Source organism: Micromonospora arida (assembly GCF_042873195.1).
Classification (GTDB): domain Bacteria; phylum Actinomycetota; class Actinomycetes; order Mycobacteriales; family Micromonosporaceae; genus Micromonospora; species Micromonospora arida.
Map to the genome: position 1 here is coordinate 286,568 of NZ_JBIALC010000003.1, position 17,778 is coordinate 304,345.

The window sequence follows — 17,778 nt, forward strand, 5'->3', positions numbered from 1 at the left end:
GCAGGGGGGCAGGGGGGCAGGGGGGCAGGGGGTGGGGTGGGTTACTTCACTGAGGGGGTTACGAAGGGGGGTTTGGTCAGCTTCAGGGGGGCTCGGCGGCCCCGGATGTCGATCTCGACCTCGTCGCCGTCGGTCAGGTTGGCGTCGGTGTTCAGCAGGGCCAGCGCGATGCCCTGTTTGCGGGTCGGCGAGAAGGTGCCGCTGGTCACGGTGCCGACCTGCGTGTCGCCCACGTGCAGGGTCATGCCGGGCCGCGGGATGGCCCGGTCGACGGCCACCAGGCCGCGCAGCGTACGCCGGGGGCCGGCGGCCTTCTCGGCGAGCAGCGCGTCGCGGCCCCAGAAGGCCGGCTTGTCCCAGCCGACCGCCCAGCCGGAGCGGGCCTGCACCGGGCTGATGTCCAGGGAGAGGTCCTGCCCGTGCAGCGGGTACCCCATCTCGGTCCGCAGCGTGTCCCGGGCGGCGAGCCCGCAGGCGCGCAGCTCGAACGCCGCGCCGGCGGCGAAGAGCGCATCCCAGACGGCGACCGCGTGCTCCGCCGGCACCACCAGCTCGTAACCCAGCTCACCCGTGTAGCCGGTACGGCAGACGGTCAGTTCCACCCCGGCCAGGCTCGCGGCGGAGAAGCTCATGTAGCCGTGTTCGGTGGGCAGGCCCAGGGCCGCCAGCAACTCGGCCGAGCGTGGGCCCTGCACGGCCAGCACCGCGTACGCCTCGTGCTCGTCGGTGACGGTCACCTGGGCGGGAGCGGCGGCGCGCAACCGGCGCACCACCTCGGCGGTGTTCGCCGCGTTCGGGATGAGGAAGACGTGGTCGTCGGCGTAGAGGTAGGCGATGATGTCGTCCACCACGCCGCCGGTGGCGTCGTCGCAGCAGAGCGTGTACTGCGCCCGGCCCGGGCCGATCCGGCCCAGGTCGTTGCTGAGGCAGGAGTTGACGAAGTCGGCCGCGCCAGGGCCGCTCACCCGGGCCTTGCCCAGGTGTGACACGTCGAAGACCCCGACCGCCGTACGCACCGAGGTGTGCTCCTTGAGCACTCCGCCGCCGGCGTACTCCAGGGGCATCTCCCAGCCCCCGAAGGGGGCGAACTTGGCTCCGGCGGCGGTGTGCCGCTCGTGCAGCGGGGAACGGCGCAGCCGGGTCGCGGCGGCGTCGGAGGTCACGTCGGTCATGGGTGGCAACTTACCGGGGGCAACGTCGCTGGTTAGCATCGGCGGGAGCCCGCTGGCGCTGTCGGCGGGACAGCCATGACGTCCGGCGGGTAGGTTCCGCCGGAGACCTTCACCGCTGGTACGCGACGCCGCGACCGGCCCGGCCCGCCCGGAGTAGCTTCAGTGACTTCACCCCGCACCACCAACCTGAGCCTGGTCGACACCGACCCGGCCGAGCTCGCCGTCGACGCGATCGTGATCGGCGTGCACAGCCAGACCGGAGAGCAGGGCGCCACCAGCGGCCTCGCCGGCACCCTGCTGCTCGCCAGCGGCGCGGAGAGCATCGCGGCCGCGTTCGACGGCAAGCTGACCGAGACCCTCGCGCTGCTCGGCGCGACCGGCGGTCCGGGTGAGGTCATCAAGCTGGCCACGCTGGGCACCGTGACCGCCCCGCTGGTCACCGCGGTCGGGCTCGGCCCGGAGCCGTCGGGTGCCGCCCCGGCCCCGGAGACGCTGCGCCGGGCCGCCGGTGCGGCGATCCGGGCCCTGGCGGGCGCACCAAGGGTCGCGCTGGCGCTGCCGCTGCCGGACGACGCGGACGCGTCGGCCGAGCTGCGCGCGGTCGCCGAGGGCGCGCTGCTGGGTGGGTACCGGTTCGCCGGTTACAAGACCCGGCCCCAGCCGACCCGGCGGGAGCCGGTGGCCGAGGTGCTCATCGCGGTGCCGGACGCCGGCGACGCGGGTGCCCAGGCGGAGGTCGCCCGGGCGCAGGCGGTGGCGGGCGCGGTCCGGCTCAGCCGGGACTGGGTGAACACCGCGCCGAACGAGCTGCGTCCGCCGTCGTTCGCCGACGCGGTCGCCAGCGCGGCGCGCGAGGCGGGCCTCGGCGTCGAGGTGCTCGACGAGGCGGCGCTGGCCGCCGGCGGGTACGGCGGCATCGTCGCGGTCGGCCAGGGCTCGGAGGCCCCGCCGCGGCTGGTGAAGCTGACCTACACCCCGCAGGGCGGCGGCAACGGCAAGCGGGTCGCACTGGTCGGCAAGGGCATCACCTTCGACACCGGCGGCATCTCGATCAAGCCGGCGCAGGGCATGTGGGAGATGAAGTCCGACATGGCGGGCGCCGCTGCGGTGGGCGCGGCCATGCTGGCGATCGCCGCGCTGAAGCCGACGGTGGCGGTCAGCGCGTACCTGCCGATGGCGGAGAACATGCCGTCGGGCACCAGCTACCGGCCGGGTGACGTGATCACCATGTTCAACGGCAAGCGGGTCGAGGTGCTCAACACCGACGCCGAGGGCCGGATGATCCTGGGCGACGCCATGGCCCGTGCCTGCGCGGACGGCACCGACTACCTGTTCGAGACCTCCACCCTGACCGGCGGCCAGGTCATCTCGCTGGGCAAGCGGATGGCCGGCGTGATGGGCACCCCGCAGCTGTGCGACCGGGTGAAGGTGGCCGGCGACGCCGTCGGCGAGCCGGCCTGGCCGATGCCGCTGCCCGACGACGTCCGTAAGGGCATGGAGTCGGATGTGGCGGACATCTCGCAGGTCAACGCCGGGATGGACCGGGCCGGTCACATGCTGCAGGGCGGCGTGTTCCTGCGCGAGTTCGTGACCGACGACGTGGCGTGGGCGCACATCGACATCGCCGGGCCGGGCTACCACTCGGGCGAGCCGACCGGCTACTGGACCAAGGGCGGCACCGGCGTTCCGGTCCGCACGCTGGTGCAGCTCGTCGAGGATGTCGCCACCAACGGCTGACGGGACACGCGAAAGGGGCCCCCTGCTCAAGGGGGCCCCTTTCGCGCGTCTCAGTACCGCTCGGGGCGACGCTTGCGGCGCTCGTTGAAGTCGCGCATCCGCTGCGGGTAGCCCATCAGCCGGACGTCGTACACCGGGATGCCCATCCGGTACGCGAAGCGCCGGGCGCCGTCCGGGCCGTCGATCCGCCGGCGCGTCCACTCCCCGTCGTCGGCGATCAGGATGACCGTGGTCTCCGTTACGGTCGTCCGCGGTTCGATGTACGCCTCGACGCCGCGCCGACTTCGGATGAAGTTCTCCAAATGGTCCAGATCGCCGCGACTCGCGGCACGGTCATGGCTCGGCACAGCCGCCTGTTTGCGGCGCCGGAACAAGCCCACCCGATCTCTCCCCCACGTTGCGTCATCGACGACGGTGCCAAGGGTACGTGTCGATGACGTGTCGTTGGGCACCTCAGTACGCACCCTGTGCCCAGTGGTGACAAGATGACCGAGGTGGGGTGTGTCCGTGTTACATCCCCGTGACCCCCGATGCAGCGACGCGACCTGGGAGTTGGACGTGAGCGAGCCGAACGAAGCGACCTTCGACATTGTCATTCTCGGAGGTGGCAGCGGCGGCTACGCGACCGCGCTGCGCGCCGTCCAGCTGGGCCTGAAGGTCGCGCTGGTCGAGAAGGGCAAGCTCGGGGGCACCTGCCTGCACAACGGCTGCATCCCGACGAAGGCCCTGCTGCACGCCGCCGAGATCGCCGACCAGGCCCGCGAGTCTGAGCAGTTCGGCGTGAAGGCCGAGCTGATCGGCATCGACATGGCCGGGGTCAACTCGTACAAGGACGGCGTGATCGCCCGCCTGTACAAGGGCCTGCAGGGCATGTTGAAGGGCAACAAGGGCATCACGATCGTCGAGGGCGCCGGCAAGCTGGTCGGCAAGAACGTGGTCGAGGTGGACGGCAAGCGCTACACCGGCCGCAACATCGTCCTGGCCTCCGGTTCGTACGCGAAGAGCCTGCCCGGCCTGGAGGTCGACGGCGAGCGGATCATCACCAGCGACCACGCCCTCACGATGGACCGGGTGCCGTCGTCGGTGATCGTGCTCGGTGGCGGTGTGATCGGCGTCGAGTTCGCCAGTGTGTGGAAGTCCTTCGGTGTGGACGTGACGATCGTCGAGGCGCTGCCCCGGCTGGTCGCCGCCGAGGACGAGGAGTCGTCCAAGGCGCTGGAGCGGGCGTTCCGCAAGCGGAAGATCAACTTCAAGGTCGGCAAGCCGTTCGAGAAGGTCGAGAAGACCGAGGGCGGCGTCAAGCTGACCATCCAGGGCGGCGAGACCGTCGAGGCGGAGCTGCTGCTGGTCGCCGTCGGCCGCGGCCCGAACACCGCCAACCTCGGGTACGAGGAGCAGGGCGTCAAGATGGACCGCGGCTACGTGCTGACCGACGAGCGGCTGCGCACCAGCGTGCCGAACGTCTACGCCGTCGGCGACATCGTCCCGGGCCTCCAGCTCGCGCACCGGGGCTTCCAGCAGGGCATCTTCGTGGCCGAGGAGATCGCCGGGCAGACCCCCGCCGTGATCGACGAGGTCGGCATCCCGCGCGTCACCTACTGCGACCCGGAGCTGGCGTCGGTGGGTCTCACCGAGGCCAAGGCCAAGGAGCAGTACGGCGCCGACAAGGTCAAGACGTACAACTACAACCTGGGTGGCAACGGCAAGAGCCAGATCCTCAAGACCACCGGCTTCGTGAAGCTGGTCCGGGTCGAGGACGGCCCAGTGGTCGGCGTGCACATGATCGGCGCCCGGGTGGGTGAGCTGATCGGTGAGGCGCAGCTCATCTACAACTGGGAGGCCTACCCGGCGGAGGTCGCCCAGCTCGTGCACGCCCACCCGACCCAGAACGAGGCCCTGGGCGAGGCGCACCTGGCCCTCGCCGGCAAGCCGCTGCACGCGCACGCCTGATCACCCACAACCGCGGCGTCCGGCGACGGGCGAAGATCCCACCAGGGGAATGAAGGAGTCTCAGAAAATGCCGGTATCGGTCACCATGCCCCGGCTCGGCGAGAGCGTCACCGAGGGCACCGTCACGCGCTGGCTCAAGCAGGAGGGCGACACGGTCGAGGTCGACGAGCCCCTGCTCGAGGTCTCGACCGACAAGGTCGACACCGAGATCCCGTCGCCCGCGGCGGGCGTGCTGAGCCGGATCGTGGTCGGTGAGGACGAGACCGCCGAGGTGGGCAGCGAGCTGGCTGTCATCTCCGGTGAGGGCGAGTCGACCGGCGGTGGCGAGGCCGCCCCGCAGGAGCAGGCCCCGACCGAGGAGGTCGAGCCGGCCGCCGAGCCGACGGCCGCCGCCGAGGGCACCGCCGACGAGGTGGCCCAGGACGAGGCTCCGGCCGAGGCACCGGCTCCGGCCGCCGCCTCGTCGGGCGAGGGCACCGCGGTGAAGATGCCGGCCCTGGGTGAGAGCGTCACCGAGGGCACGGTCACCCGCTGGCTCAAGCAGGTCGGCGAGACCATCGAGGTCGACGAGCCGCTGCTGGAGGTCTCCACCGACAAGGTGGACACCGAGATCCCGTCGCCGGTCGCCGGCACCGTGCTGGAGATCAAGGTCGCCGAGGACGAGACCGCCGCGGTCGGCGCAGACCTGGCGATCATCGGCGTTGCCGGTGCGGCCCCCGCCCCGGCGCAGCCCGAGCCGAAGCCCGAGCCGAAGGCGGAGGCCAAGCCGGAGCCGAAGGCCGAGCCGAAGCCGGAGCCGAAGGTCGAGGAGCCGACGCAGGGCGCCTCGTACAGCGAGCCCGCCGCGGAGACCGAGAGCTCGGCGCAGCCGGCGAAGACCGAGCAGGCCGCGCAGCCGGCCGCGTCGACCTCGACGCCGCCTCGCCCGTCCGCCCCGGCACCGGGTGCTGGCGAGGAGGCCGCCGGCTACGTGACCCCGCTGGTACGCAAGTTGGCCGGTGAGCACGGCGTCGACCTGGCCGCGCTCAACGGCACCGGCGTGGGTGGTCGGATCCGCAAGCAGGACGTGCTGGAGGCCGCCGAGAAGGCAAAGGCCGCCAAGGCCGCTCCGGCCGCCGCACCAGCGGCCGCCGCCGCGCCCTCGGCGGCTGCGGCCAAGCCGGCCGCGAAGGCGCAGCCGAGCGGCAAGCGGGGCACCACCGAGAAGCTCCCCCGGATCCGCAAGGCCATCGCCAAGCGGTTGCACGAGTCGCTGCACGAGATGGCGCAGCTCACCACCGTGGTCGAGGTGGACGTCACCCGGATCGCCAAGCTGCGGGCGCAGGCGAAGGACTCCTTCGTGCAGCGGCACGGCGTGAAGCTGTCCTTCCTGCCGTTCTTCGCCCTCGCCGCCATCGAGGCGCTGCAGACGCACCCGATCGTCCAGGCCAGCATGGACCTGGAGGGTGGCACGATCACCTACCCGGCGGCCGAGCACCTGGGCATCGCGGTGGACACCGAGCGGGGGCTGCTGACGCCGGTCATCCACAACGCCGGCGACCTCAACCTGGGCGGCATCGCCAAGCGGGTCGCCGACCTGGCCGAGCGGACCCGGACCAACAAGATCAGCCCGGACGAGCTGGCCGGGGCAACCTTCACGCTGACCAACACGGGCAGCCGGGGCGCGCTCTTCGACACCCCGATCGTGCCGTCGCCCCAGTCGGCGATGCTCGGCACGGGTGCCGTGGTGAAGCGGCCGGTCGTGGTCAACGACCCGGAGTTGGGCGAGGTCGTCGCGATCCGGTCGATGGTCTACCTGGCCATGTCCTACGACCACCGGCTGATCGACGGCGCCGACGCGGCTCGCTTCCTGACCACGGTCAAGGAGCGGCTGGAGGCCGGCAACTTCGAGTCGGAGCTGGGCCTGGCCTGATCCACCCGCAACGCCGAAAGGGCGCCCCGGTCGTCGACCGGGGCGCCCTTTCGGCTGCGGTCCTCAGCCCTTGAGCAGCGCGGTCGAGACCTGCCAGAGCCGCTCGGCGGCCTCCGGGTCCAACGCGTAGTCGGCCACTCCGGTCCGCCCGCCCGGCTGGGCGGGGGCGGCCTGCTGACAGTCCTCGAAGTAGCGCCCACCCACCTCGTCGAGCAGCGGTGACGCGGCGACCAGCACGGAGGTGGCGGCACCCTGCTCGACGGTCTTCCAGGCCGCCGCGTTGCCCGACCGCATCCGGTCCAGTTCCTCCTTGCTGACGTAGCGCTGCAGGTTGGTCTGGATCGCGCCGGGCATCAGCGAGTTGGTGTAGATACCGTCGTCTGACCAGCGCCGGGTCGCTTCCACGGCGAACAGCACGTTCGCCGTCTTGGACTGCCCGTACGCCTGCCACGGCTCGTACTCCCGCTTGTCGTACTGGATGTCCTCGAAGACCACCGGTGAGCGCAGGTGGGCGGCGGAGCTGACGGAGACGATCCTGGCCCCGTCGCCGGCGGCGAGTGCCGGGCGCAGTCCGGTGGCGAGCGCGAAGTGCCCCAGGTGGTTGGTGGCGAACTGCATCTCCCAGCCCTGCGGGGTGCGGGACAGGGGTGCGGCCATGATGCCGGCGTTGTTGACCAGGATGTGCAGCGGGCCGTCCCAGTTGGCCACGAAGTCGGCGATCGAACCCTGGTCGGCGAGGTCGAGCGGGGCGACCAGGACGCGGTCGTTGCCGGTGGTGCCGGTGATGTCGTTGGCGGCCTGCTGACCCGCGTCGGGGTTGCGGACGGCCAGGGTGACCTCCGCGCCGGCGCTGGCCAGGGCGCGGGCGGTCTCCACGCCGATCCCGGAGGACCCGCCGGTGACGATCGCCCGCCGCCCGACGAGGTCCACGCCCCGGATCACGTCCATGGCTGTGGACTGATGGGCGAACGAAGTGGTGATCGGGTTGTTGGTCGTCATTGTCCATCCTTGTCCGGGGTGGGCGGACCGACCGGCCCGCTGCGAGAGGCCGTGGCTCCGGTGCTTCCCCGACCCGGGCCGGAGGTAACGCCGGACCCCGTCGCCATCGCCGTTCGGCCTCCGACCAGCCCGGACGCTGCCAGAGTGGGATCGTGGGCGGCTACCGGCGGGGTGGACAGCTGGGACCGGCCGTCCCGATCGCCCCGGGCGCCCGGGTGGACAAGTTCGAGGTCTTCTTCGACCTGGTCTTCGTCTTCTCGTTCTTCATCATCACCCGGGCCACCGCCGCGAACATCTCCAGCCGGCAACTGCTGCACGCCGGTCTGGTGCTCGCCGTGCTCTGGTGGATCTGGGTGGTACACAGCCTGGTCGCCACCCGGGTCCGGCTCGGCGAGGGCTACGTCCCGGTGCTCATGGTGATCGCGATGGTCGCCCTGTTCGCGTTCGCGCTGGCTCTGCCACAGGCGTTCACCGACCCGAAGGGGAGCGCTGCCGGCCCGATGCTGGTGGCGATCAGTTACGTCGTGGTCCGCGGCATCCACTGGATCCTCTATCAACACGTGGTGCGGGACAGCCCGCAGGAGCGGCGGCAACTGCGGCGGTTCGCGCCGGAGCTGGCGGTGAGCATCTTGCTGCTGCTGGCCGCCGCGCTCATCCCGCCGCAGATCGCCGACCCCGACCGAGCCGCCATGGTCCGCGACGGCCTGTGGATCGCCGTGGTGGTGGTGCAGTACGCCACCGGCTTCATCGTCGGGACCTGGGGCTGGGGGGTGACCAGCGCCGAGCACTGGACCGAGCGCTACGACCTCATCCTGATCATCGCGCTGGGTGAGTCGATCATCTCGACGGGCGTCGGCGGCAACCTGCTCGGCAAGTCGGTCACCTGGCCGGCGGTGGCCGCCGCCGCGCTCGGCATCGTGGTCACCGCCGCCCTCTGGTGGGCGCACTTCGACTTCATCGGGCCGGCCGCCCGGATCGCCCTGCACGCGGCGGAGGGCGCTCCCCGGGTGGCGATGGCCCGCGACGCGTACGCGTATCTCTACCTGCCGATGATCGCCGGGGTGATCCTCTTCTCGATCGGCAACGAGGAGGTCCTGCACAAGATCACCGACCCGGCCGGCGGGATCGCCGAGAAGGTCGAGGGCCCGGCGGTGCCAATGCTGTTCGGCGGGTTGATCTGCTATTTCGCCGTCAACCTGCTCTTCCAGTTGCGCACCCTGCACACCGTCACGTGGACCCGCGTCGGCGTCATCGTGGCGCTCACGGCGGCCCTCCCGGTCGGCCAGCACCTGCCGGCGCTGGGCGCGCTCACCCTCGCGACCGTGATCTGCGTGGCGCTGGTGGCCGTGGAGGTGATGGTGATGGCGCAATCCCGGCACGCCCTGCGAGCCGCCGTCTTCCAGGAGCGGACCAGCCACGAGGCCCACGAGGCCGCCTGGCGGGCGCGCTGGCACGACGTCCGGGAGACCGACGAACCGACCACGCCGTGATTCCCGGGTTTGGGGGCGTGGCCAGCCGGCCATAGACTTCGGCGCAGCGTCGCAGTGCACCCGGCCCGAAGGCCGCCGTGGGCATGGAGGCGCGGGGACAGCATGGGACGAACGTGCACCCAAATAGTTCACCGGCCGGCCGGCTCGCCGCCGTCGGCAATCAAATGATCGAGATCCACCTCTGGCTCAGCGCGGAACTGGCCCGGCTGCAGGCAAGCCTCGACACCCCGTCCCGGGACCTGCGGGCGCACTGCCTGACCTTCTGCGCCGCGCTCGGCCGACACCACACCGGTGAGGACGCGGGCGCGTTCCGGCTGCTGGCCGAGGAGGCCCCCGAGCTGCGCCCGGTCATCGACAACCTGATCACCGATCACGAGGTGGTGGCGGGGATCCTGGAGCGGGTCGAGGCACTGCTGGGCGGCGACGCGGCGGTGCCGGTCGACCAGGTGCGCGCCGAGCTGGGCGGGTTGGCCGCCCTGCTGGAATCGCACTTCCGCTACGAGGAAAAGCGGCTGGTCACCGCCCTGAACACGCTCACCGGTCGAACCGGAACGACCGAGGAACTGCTCGGCCTGACCGCGCCTGGTTCCCTTCAGCCGGCCTCCGATCCCGGTGCGGTGCCGGGCAGCCCCTCGTAGAAGCGGATCTTCTCCCGCAGGTGGTCGTACTGGCGCTGGAGCAGGCGCATCTGCTCCTCGACCCGCGCCGCGTGGTGGCACAGCAGCTCGTGCCGCTCGTCGGTGGTGTGCTCGCCGTCGCGGGCCAGTTGCGCGTAGCGGCGCATCTGTGCGATCGGCATCCCGGTGTCGCGCAGGCAGCGGAACAGCACCAGCCAGCCGAGGTCGTCGTCGGTGAAGACCCGCTGCCCGCCTGCCGTCCGCTCCACGTCCGCGAGGAGGCCGATCTTCTCGTAGTACCGCAGAGTGTCGAGGCTGAAGCCGCTGCGGCGGGCGGCCTCCGAGGGGGCGTAACCGCTCATGTCGCGAGATGCTAGTGCTTGACCTGGAGCGCGCTCCAGGTTGGAGGCTGGTGACCATGACGACGACACGGACGCTGGGACGCAGCGGCATCACGGTGAGCGCGATCGGAATGGGGTGCTGGGCCATCGGCGGCCCACTCTGGGGCGACGACGGGCAGCCGTTCGGCTGGGGCGAGGTGGACGACAACGAGTCGATCCGGACCATCCACCGGGCGCTCGATCTCGGCGTGACCCTGTTCGACACCGCCAGCAACTACGGCGCCGGGCACAGCGAGCGGATCCTCGGTCAAGCCCTGGCCGGGCGACGGGACAGCGTGGTGATCGCCACCAAGTTCGGCAACGTCAGCGAGGAGAGCACCCGGCGGGCGCTCGGCACCGACGCCAGCCCGGCCTTCGCGGTGCGCAGCCTGGAAGACTCGCTCCGCCGGCTCGGCACCGACCACGTCGACCTCTACCAACTGCACCTCAACGCACTGCCGGTGCCCGCCGCGCTCGATCTGGTCGACACCCTGGAGGCCCTGGTCGACCAGGGCAAGATCCGGGCGTACGGCTGGAGCACCGACGACCCGGCCTCGGCCGAGGCGTTCGCGGCCGCCGGCCCGCACTGCGCGGCGATTCAGCACGACGAGTCGGTGCTGCGCGACAACGCGGCGGTGCTGGCGGTCTGCGACAAGCACGACCTGGCCAGCCTCAACCGTGGGCCGCTGGCGATGGGGTTGCTCACCGGGTCGACCCGGGCGGTCGGGGCGGACGACGTGCGCGGACGGGCACCGGAGTGGCTGGAGTGGTTCACCGACGGCCGGCCGACGCCACGCTGGGCGACCCGCGTGGAGCAGGTCCGCGCGGCGCTCACCGCCGACGGTCGCACCCTGGCCCAGGGCGCGCTCGGCTGGCTGCTGGCGCGCAGCCCTCGTACCGTGCCGATTCCTGGTTTGCGCACTGTGGCCCAGGCCGAAGAGAACCTGGCCACCCTGGCGCTCGGGCCGCTCGACGCCGAGGCGTACGCCGAGGTGGAGCGTCTGCTGGCCGATCTGCGTCCGGCCCCGGCGGCCTAGCGCCGCCGCCGACCCGGCCGAGGGCGTCGACGCCGGACGCCGGGTCGGCGGTGCATTCCGACTACCGAACCATCGGGGTGACGCCGGGCACGCGGTGGGACAGCGCCGACGGTCCGGCGCTTGTAGCCTGGCTCCGTCCACATTGCGGTCAGCGCCCTGCTCTGCGTTCGGTAGCCGTCATGCCCGACGACGCCGGCCGGCCCGGGGGCGGTCGCTCGCGACCACGCGTTGACGCCGCCGCATCCAGTTGAAGATCGAGCTGCCTCATGAGCTATCCCTTCCAGACCGCCCAGACGCGCGTGTGGGATCCCGCCCTCCGGGTCGGCCAGGTCTATCTCGGCCAAGCCCGGTCGGTGGCAGAGGTCGTGGGGGCGCCGTCGGGTCTGACGCCGCTGCGCAACGGCAGCTGCGATCTCGATCCGGCGACGTTCGCGACCTTCGTGGACCGCCTTATCCGGTTCTACAACGAGGGCCGGCACCCCACCCTCGCGCAGCTGCTGCGTGGGGTCCTGCTGGTCTCCCTGGTGTTGCTGCAGCGTGCCGGCGGGCCTCCTCCGCCGCCCGGCAGCGCGGCGCTGGACGCCTTGCTCGCCGAAGCCGCCGCGCTCGAGCCCACCATGCCTGCCTGACGACGGCACGATCCGAGGAAGGGTGCGTGTGAACGACTCCGAGAAATTCGCCTGTACGTCGTGCGGGCAGGACTGGCAGACCTGGTACCGGGTGCGGGGAGGTGGGCGGCTGTTCCTGCTGTGCCCCGAGTGCGACGCGGTCTGGCTACCCGGCGACGACCGCACCGGCCCCCCGAAGCACCATCTCGGGGCACTGTTCGGTCCACAGCCGAAGTTCTTCAACGCCTGGGCCCTGATCGAGGAGTGCCCGGCGCCGCCCGCCGACTGACGCGTCACCGGTGGATGCGACGACGCTCCGAGCGAGGTGGAGACATCGACCGCACGGTCGCGGGACGGGGTGGGCGGCCGGCGCGACGCTCCGGCGCGCGGCTCGACGCATCCAACCTGCCGTCCGTACCGGAAGATATGAGCATGCGGATCCTTCTGGCCGGTGCGTCCGGCTTCCTTGGCACCCGACTGGCCGACGTGCTCGTCCGCGACGGGCACGAGGTCACCCGGTTGGTCCGTCGGGCGCCGGGCGGGCCGCAGGAGCGGCGGTGGGACCCGGCCGCCGGGCAGCTCGACCCGGCCGTGGTCGCCGAGGCCGACGCTGTGATCAACCTGGCCGGCGCGGGCGTCGGCGACAAGCGCTGGAACGACGACTACCGGCGGCTGATCCGGACCAGCCGGGTGGACAGCACCACCACGCTGGCGACCACCATCGCCGGCCTCCCCGCCGCGGACCGACCCCGGGTGCTGCTCAACTCATCGGCGGTGGGGTGGTACGGCAACACGGGCGACCGGGCGGTCGAGGAGGACGCGCCGGCCGGCGAGGGCTTCCTGGCCGACGTCTGCCGGGTGTGGGAGGCCGCGACCCGGCCGGCCGAGGACGCCGGGGTACGCGTGGTCCGGCTGCGTACCGGTCTGCCGCTGCACCGCGACGGCGGGTTGCTCAAGCCGCAGTTGCTGCCGTTCAAGCTGGGCATCGCCGGCCGACTGGGTAGCGGCCGGCAGTGGCTGCCGTGGATCTCGATGGCCGACTGGCTGGACGCGACCCGCTTCCTGCTCGACCGCGACGACCTCGCCGGCCCGGTCAACGTGGTGGGGCCGAACCCGGTCACCAACGCCGAGTTCACCCGCGAGCTGGCCCGGCAACTGCACCGGCCGGCGGTCATCCCGATCCCCGCGCTGGCGCTCAAGGTGGTCCTCGGTGGTTTCTCCCACGAGGCCCTCACCAGCACCCGGGTCCTCCCCGGAGTCCTGACGAGAGCCGCCTACCCCTACCACCACCCAACCCTCCCCCAAGCCCTCCAAGCAGCCCTGACAACCCCCTAACCCCACCCCGCAGCCAGCTCCCATCCTTGTTGATCAAGAGGTTTGCGTCGTCCGGAAGCCGGGATCTGACGGAAACTTCTTGATCAACAAGGATGAGGGCGCAGGCCTCGGGCTGCCTAGCCGTGGTTCGGCCCTCGGCAGAATCGGCGGTCAGCGGGTGGCCGGTGGGCCGGCGCGGGTCGATGCTGGGCCGATGGCGACCTTCTCCCTCCAGGCCACCCCGACCGACGCGGCGAGCTGGGCCGAGCTGGCCCGTCGGGCCGAGACCGCCGGCTTCGACGCTCTGCTCGCCGCGGACCACCCCGGCGACGTGACGTCACCGTTCGTGGCGCTGGCCGCCGCCGCCCCGGTCACCTCGACGATCGGGCTCGGCTCGTACGTGTCGAACCTCGGCGTACGGGAACCGATGCTGCTCGCGGCCGACGTGGCCACCCTCGATCTGATCTCCGGCGGACGGGCCCGGCTCGGTGTCGGCGCCGGTCACACCCCGGCGGAGTGGCGCGCGGTGGGCCGGGAACGCCCCGACGTGGCCGGCCGGGTCCGCCGTTGCGTGGCCGTCGCCGAGGCGGTCCGCGCCCTGCTCGACGGTGCCTCGGTCACCGTCGACTCGGCCGAGCTGACGATGCGCGACGCGGTGCTGCGCGAACCCCGGCCGGTGCAGGACCGGATCCCGCTGACGATGGGTACGGCGAACTCGACGCTGCTGCGCTGGGCCGGCGCGCACGCCGACGTGGTCGGGCTGATCGGCTTCGGACGTACCCTCGCCGACGGTCACCAGCATGAGGCGCGCTGGCGGGCCGACCAGATCGAGGCGCAGCTGGCCTGCGTGGCCGCCGGCGCAGCCGGCCGGGCGGACCCGCCGGCGCTGGAGGCGCTGGTGCAGACGGTGGTGGTCACCGACGATGCGGAGGCCGCCGCCGCGGAACAGGCCCGGCGCATCGGCATGACCGTCGCCGAACTGCTGGCCACCCCGTTCGTGCTGATCGGCACGGTGAACGAGATCATCACGGCGGTCGCCGAGCACGAACGGCGCTGGGGGGTGACCCGATTCGTGGTCCGCAGCGACGCGCTAAACCCGCTAGCGCCGGTCCTGACCCGCCTGACCTGAGCCCCCCACCCCCGGCGACAGCCCTGTTGACCAAGAGGTTTGCGTCAGATTCCGGCTTCCGGATGACGCAAACCTCTTGATCAACTCGGGCAGGGGGGTGGGGTCAGCAGCCGATCACCCAGTGGTTGGGGCCGGTCTGCTTGAGGGCACTGGTGTAGAAGGTGTTGTAGAGGCCCATGCGCTGGTTGGAGCCGTTGGCGTAGGCGTAGCCGCCGGACTGGTACGCCCGACCGGCCGCCACATGTGCGTAGTTGCTGGCCGTCACGCAGGTCGGCGGCGTGGTCGGGGTGGCCGTCGGGGTCGGCGTGGGGGTGGCGGTCGGGGTCGGCGTGGGGGTGGCGGTCGGCGTCGGGGTCGGGTTGGTCCCGCCGCCGTTCAGGCCGAAGAAGAGCGCGTCACGGTACGTCGAGCAGATGGTGTCCAGGAAGTACGCGCCCGCGGTGCCGCACTGCTCGGCCGCCGAGCCCGGGTCGACCGGGGTGCCGTGGCCCATCCCGGAGATCCGGTAAAGGCGCACGTCGTCGTTGCCGTACACCTCCAGGCTGGTGTTGCCGGGCAGCGACGAGGTGCTGGTCGGGGTCTGCGACACGCCCCGCACGTTGGTCCACTGGTCCCGGGACTCGGTGCCGTTGAGCGGGGTGACAGTGGTGTCCGAGGTGCCGTGCCAGATGGCCACCCGGGGGCGCGGGCCGGTGTAGCCGGAGTACGCGCCACGGACCAGGTCGCCCCAGGCGGCCGGGGTCTTGTCCGCACCCGGGTTCATGCAACTGAACGCGTTGACCATGCTGGTGGCGCAGCGGTACGGGATCCCCGCGATGATCGATCCGGCGGCGAAGACGTCCGGGTAGGTGGCCAGCATGACCGCGCTCATCGCCCCGCCGGCGGAGAGCCCGCTGACGTAGACCCGGGAGCCGTTCACCCCGTAGTTCGTCTTGGCGTGGTCGACCATCTGCTTGATGGACAGCGCCTCACCCTGGCCTCGGGTGGTGTCCCCCGCCTCGAAGAAGTTGAAGCAGGAGTTGGCGTTGTTGCCGGAGGGCTGCTGGGCGACGATCAGGGCGAACTTCCACTGGTCGGCGTACTTCTGCCAGCCGGAGTTGGCGAAGTAGCCGGAGGCGTTCTGGGTGCAGCCGTGCAGCAGGACGACGGCCGGGGAGTTGGCCGGCAGGCCGTCCGGCCGGTAGGCGTACATGGCGAGGTTTCCGGGGTTGGAGCCGAACCCGGTGACCTGGGTGAGGGTGGCGGCCTGGGCGGGTGCGGCGACGGCGACCGCGCCCGCGACGGCGAGGGCGAGCCCGGCGACCGCACCGAGCAGCCGGGTGATGGTGGACGAGGAGCGGCGCACGGCGGCCTCCCTGGAGGGGCAGACTGTGAACTGGGTCACGGTCGAGTTGCCGAGACGTTACGACGATGTGTCGGCGCTATGACATAGGGCACACGCACACATTCACGACGGACGCTGTGTACGCCAGACCGTCGACGTGGCGGGCCGAATCCGTCCCCAACGGTCCCGTCCTTGCAGGTCTGACCGGCCCGTCCAGGTCCGGTTGGTAACGTCCGCTGCGTGCCGTCCTCCCCGTCGCTGGCCACCGGGCCCGCACCCGCGTCACCGCCGAGCACCGTCCGGGACCGCCGGGCCGACCTGATCGTCGTGCTGGTGGCGCTCGCGCTCGCCGTCTGGGTGACCAGTGGGCTGTGGCGGGACCCGAACACCCGCACCATCACCGTCAACTCCAGCGACCAGGCGCTCTTCGAATGGCTGCTGGCCTTCGGCGGGCACGCGGTCACCCACGGGGACAACCCGCTCTTCACCTACCTGATCAACGTCCCGGACGGCGTGAACCTCGCGGTCAACACGACGATCACGGTGTACGCGGTGGTCTTCGCCCCGCTCACGTACCTGATCGGGCCGCCGGCGACGTTCCTGGTGGTCCTCACCCTGAACCTGCTCGCCACCGCGCTGGTCTGGTACTGGCTGCTCTCCCGGCACCTGGTCCGCAGCCGGCTGGCCGCCGGGGTCGGCGCCCTGTTCATCGCCTACTCCCCCGGCATGGTGTCGCACGCCAACGCGCACCTGAACTGGACCGCCGGTTGGCTGGTGCCGCTGCTGATCTGGCGGCTCTTCGCGCTGCGCCGGGCCGGGCACTGGCTCCGTGACGGGCTGATCCTCGGCGTGCTGGTCGCGGTGGCCTTCTCGATCGCCGCCGAAGGGCTGTTCTTCACCGCGCTGGCGCTGGGGGTGTTCGTCGCCGTCTGGGCGCTGCACCCGGCCAACCGGGTGGAGGCCCGCGCCGCGCTGCCCAATTTCCTGCGCGGGCTCGGGGTGACCGCCGTGGTCGCCGGTGTGCTGCTGTCGTACCCCCTGTGGTTGCACTTCGCCGGGCCACAACGGTTCCACGGCACCGGCTTCGACCCGGTGATCCACTCAGAGGACATCGCGGCGTTCGCCGCCTTCCCGCGCCGCTCACTGGCCGGCGAGGCCGGGTTGGGCACCTCGCTGGCGCCGAACCCGACCGAGGAGAACTCGTTCTTCGGCATTCCGCTGCTGGTGCTCACCGTGGTCTGTTTCGTCGTGCTCTGGCGGCGGGCCGACCCGCACCGCCGGGCCACCCTCTGGGCGCTGGGCGCCCTCGCTCTGATCTTCACGGTGCTCTCCTTCGGGCCGGTCGCCAAGGTCGACGGCCGACGCACCGATCTGCCCATGCCGTTCGACCTGGTCGGACAACTGCCGGTGGTGAACGCCGCGCTACCGGCCCGGCTGGCACTGGTGGTCGCGCCCGTGGTCGGGCTGCTGCTGGCGTACGTCATCGACCAGTTGCGCGCCGCACCACCTCAGCACCGCTCCACGGAACTGGCCTGGCTGCTGGGTTTCGCGGTGGCCCTGGTGCCGCTGCTGCCCACCCCGCTGCTGACGGACGAACGGGAGCCGATCCCGCGCTTCATCACCTCCGGCACCTGGCGGGACTACGTGTCACCGGACGGGGTGCTGACCCCGGTGCCGCTGACGGTGGACATTTACCCGGACGGCCAGCGCTGGCAGGCGTACGCGTTGTCGCACCGGCAGGGCGAGTTCGCCATCCCGGGCGGCTTCTTCCTCGGCCCCGGCGGGCCGGACGGGCGGGGCCGGATCGGTCCGGTGCCGCGCACGCTGAGCGCGTTGATGGACCAGGCCGGCCGCACCGGGCTGGCCCCCATCATCACCGACGGAACGATCCGGGAGGTCCAGTCGGACCTGCGGCACTGGCGCATCGAGACGGTGGTGCTCGCCGACGAGGTGCACGGCGCGAAGTTCGAGGTCGACGAGGCGGCGCTGCTGCGCACCGGCACCGCCCTGTTCGGTGAGCCGCAACGGGTCGAGGACGTCTGGCTCTGGCGCATCCCGCCGGCCGATCGGTAGACCGCGACGCGGCCGGCCGGGGCATCACGACCGACC

General features: G+C 71.8%; 16 protein-coding genes. 11 read left to right on the top strand and 5 right to left on the bottom strand.

The window, feature by feature from the left end; genetic code table 11:
* Nucleotides 1-41: 41 nt before the first annotated feature.
* Nucleotides 42-1,172, bottom strand: a complete 1,131-nt coding sequence (gcvT, locus tag ACFYP0_RS12470) for a glycine cleavage system aminomethyltransferase GcvT (RefSeq protein WP_386995727.1) — start codon at nt 1,170-1,172, stop codon at nt 42-44.
* Nucleotides 1,173-1,334: 162 nt separating this feature from the next.
* Between gcvT and ACFYP0_RS12475 the strand changes: the two genes are divergently transcribed.
* Nucleotides 1,335-2,909, top strand: coding sequence for a leucyl aminopeptidase (locus ACFYP0_RS12475; RefSeq protein WP_124862224.1), 1,575 nt, complete (start codon nt 1,335-1,337; stop codon nt 2,907-2,909).
* A 50-nt stretch (nt 2,910-2,959) separates the two neighbouring features.
* On the opposite strand, the gene ACFYP0_RS12480 is transcribed toward ACFYP0_RS12475, so the two are convergent.
* On the bottom strand, nt 2,960-3,289 hold the full coding sequence (locus ACFYP0_RS12480; protein ID WP_112589164.1) for a hypothetical protein: 330 nt from the start codon (nt 3,287-3,289) through the stop codon (nt 2,960-2,962).
* A gap of 178 nt (nt 3,290-3,467) precedes the next feature.
* Between ACFYP0_RS12480 and lpdA the strand changes: the two genes are divergently transcribed.
* Both lpdA and sucB read left to right on the top strand, forming a co-directional pair.
* A complete protein-coding gene (lpdA, locus tag ACFYP0_RS12485; protein WP_091407464.1) occupies nt 3,468-4,859 on the top strand; it encodes a dihydrolipoyl dehydrogenase in 1,392 nt (463 codons plus the stop codon).
* Nucleotides 4,860-4,926: 67 nt separating this feature from the next.
* Complete coding sequence (sucB, locus tag ACFYP0_RS12490) at nt 4,927-6,771, top strand: 2-oxoglutarate dehydrogenase, E2 component, dihydrolipoamide succinyltransferase (RefSeq protein ID WP_124862218.1); 1,845 nt, start codon at nt 4,927-4,929, stop codon at nt 6,769-6,771.
* Nucleotides 6,772-6,834: 63 nt separating this feature from the next.
* On the opposite strand, the gene ACFYP0_RS12495 is transcribed toward sucB, so the two are convergent.
* Nucleotides 6,835-7,770 (bottom strand): SDR family NAD(P)-dependent oxidoreductase, encoded by a 936-nt coding sequence (locus ACFYP0_RS12495; protein ID WP_124862215.1) that lies wholly within the window; start codon nt 7,768-7,770, stop codon nt 6,835-6,837.
* A gap of 152 nt (nt 7,771-7,922) precedes the next feature.
* On the opposite strand from ACFYP0_RS12495, the gene ACFYP0_RS12500 reads away from it, so the two are divergent.
* A complete protein-coding gene (locus ACFYP0_RS12500) occupies nt 7,923-9,260 on the top strand; it encodes a low temperature requirement protein A (protein ID WP_124862212.1) in 1,338 nt (445 codons plus the stop codon).
* Nucleotides 9,261-9,373: 113 nt separating this feature from the next.
* Nucleotides 9,374-9,898 carry a hemerythrin domain-containing protein gene (locus ACFYP0_RS12505; RefSeq protein ID WP_244219211.1) on the top strand — a complete coding sequence of 175 codons (525 nt, stop codon included), beginning with the start codon at nt 9,374-9,376 and terminating at the stop codon, nt 9,896-9,898.
* Here ACFYP0_RS12505 and ACFYP0_RS12510 read toward each other — a convergent pair.
* Nucleotides 9,853-10,239 (bottom strand): MerR family transcriptional regulator, encoded by a 387-nt coding sequence (locus tag ACFYP0_RS12510; RefSeq protein ID WP_124862209.1) that lies wholly within the window; start codon nt 10,237-10,239, stop codon nt 9,853-9,855. The two genes, ACFYP0_RS12505 and ACFYP0_RS12510, sit on opposite strands and share 46 nt — an antisense overlap.
* A 56-nt stretch (nt 10,240-10,295) precedes the next feature.
* Between ACFYP0_RS12510 and ACFYP0_RS12515 the strand changes: the two genes are divergently transcribed.
* The 5 genes from ACFYP0_RS12515 to ACFYP0_RS12535 all read left to right on the top strand — a co-directional run bounded on the left by ACFYP0_RS12515 (nt 10,296) and on the right by ACFYP0_RS12535 (nt 14,345).
* On the top strand, nt 10,296-11,294 hold the full coding sequence (locus tag ACFYP0_RS12515) for an aldo/keto reductase (protein WP_124862206.1): 999 nt from the start codon (nt 10,296-10,298) through the stop codon (nt 11,292-11,294).
* 266 nt (nt 11,295-11,560) lie between these two features.
* The gene (locus ACFYP0_RS12520) at nt 11,561-11,923 is read left to right on the top strand and encodes a DUF6086 family protein (protein WP_124862203.1); all 363 of its coding nucleotides are present in this window, start codon (nt 11,561-11,563) and stop codon (nt 11,921-11,923) included.
* A 28-nt stretch (nt 11,924-11,951) separates the two neighbouring features.
* Entirely contained in the window at nt 11,952-12,191 is a 240-nt protein-coding gene (locus ACFYP0_RS12525) for a hypothetical protein (protein WP_124862200.1), read from the top strand.
* A 143-nt stretch (nt 12,192-12,334) separates the two neighbouring features.
* Complete coding sequence (locus tag ACFYP0_RS12530) at nt 12,335-13,237, top strand: TIGR01777 family oxidoreductase (protein ID WP_386995733.1); 903 nt, start codon at nt 12,335-12,337, stop codon at nt 13,235-13,237.
* Nucleotides 13,238-13,430: 193 nt separating this feature from the next.
* The gene (locus ACFYP0_RS12535; RefSeq protein ID WP_357008270.1) at nt 13,431-14,345 is read left to right on the top strand and encodes an LLM class flavin-dependent oxidoreductase; all 915 of its coding nucleotides are present in this window, start codon (nt 13,431-13,433) and stop codon (nt 14,343-14,345) included.
* A gap of 103 nt (nt 14,346-14,448) precedes the next feature.
* Here the strand turns inward: ACFYP0_RS12535 and ACFYP0_RS12540 are convergent, their stop codons facing one another.
* A complete protein-coding gene (locus tag ACFYP0_RS12540) occupies nt 14,449-15,690 on the bottom strand; it encodes an extracellular catalytic domain type 1 short-chain-length polyhydroxyalkanoate depolymerase (protein ID WP_357008272.1) in 1,242 nt (413 codons plus the stop codon).
* A gap of 219 nt (nt 15,691-15,909) precedes the next feature.
* On the opposite strand from ACFYP0_RS12540, the gene ACFYP0_RS12545 reads away from it, so the two are divergent.
* Nucleotides 15,910-17,742 carry a DUF2079 domain-containing protein gene (locus ACFYP0_RS12545; protein WP_356977167.1) on the top strand — a complete coding sequence of 611 codons (1,833 nt, stop codon included), beginning with the start codon at nt 15,910-15,912 and terminating at the stop codon, nt 17,740-17,742.
* The last annotated feature ends 36 nt before the right edge of the window (nt 17,743-17,778 follow it).

Bases quoted from the DNA above. Each gene is read 5' to 3' on its own strand.
- ACFYP0_RS12495 (WP_124862215.1), bottom strand. From the start codon at position 7,770: ATGACGACCAACAACCCGATCACCACTTCGTTCGCCCATCAGTCCACA.
- ACFYP0_RS12530 (WP_386995733.1), top strand. From the start codon at position 12,335: ATGCGGATCCTTCTGGCCGGTGCGTCCGGCTTCCTTGGCACCCGACTG.
- gcvT (WP_386995727.1), bottom strand. From the start codon at position 1,172: ATGACCGACGTGACCTCCGACGCCGCCGCGACCCGGCTGCGCCGTTCC.
- ACFYP0_RS12510 (WP_124862209.1), bottom strand. From the start codon at position 10,239: ATGAGCGGTTACGCCCCCTCGGAGGCCGCCCGCCGCAGCGGCTTCAGC.
- sucB (WP_124862218.1), top strand. From the start codon at position 4,927: ATGCCGGTATCGGTCACCATGCCCCGGCTCGGCGAGAGCGTCACCGAG.
- ACFYP0_RS12520 (WP_124862203.1), top strand. From the start codon at position 11,561: ATGAGCTATCCCTTCCAGACCGCCCAGACGCGCGTGTGGGATCCCGCC.
- ACFYP0_RS12515 (WP_124862206.1), top strand. From the start codon at position 10,296: ATGACGACGACACGGACGCTGGGACGCAGCGGCATCACGGTGAGCGCG.
- ACFYP0_RS12535 (WP_357008270.1), top strand. From the start codon at position 13,431: ATGGCGACCTTCTCCCTCCAGGCCACCCCGACCGACGCGGCGAGCTGG.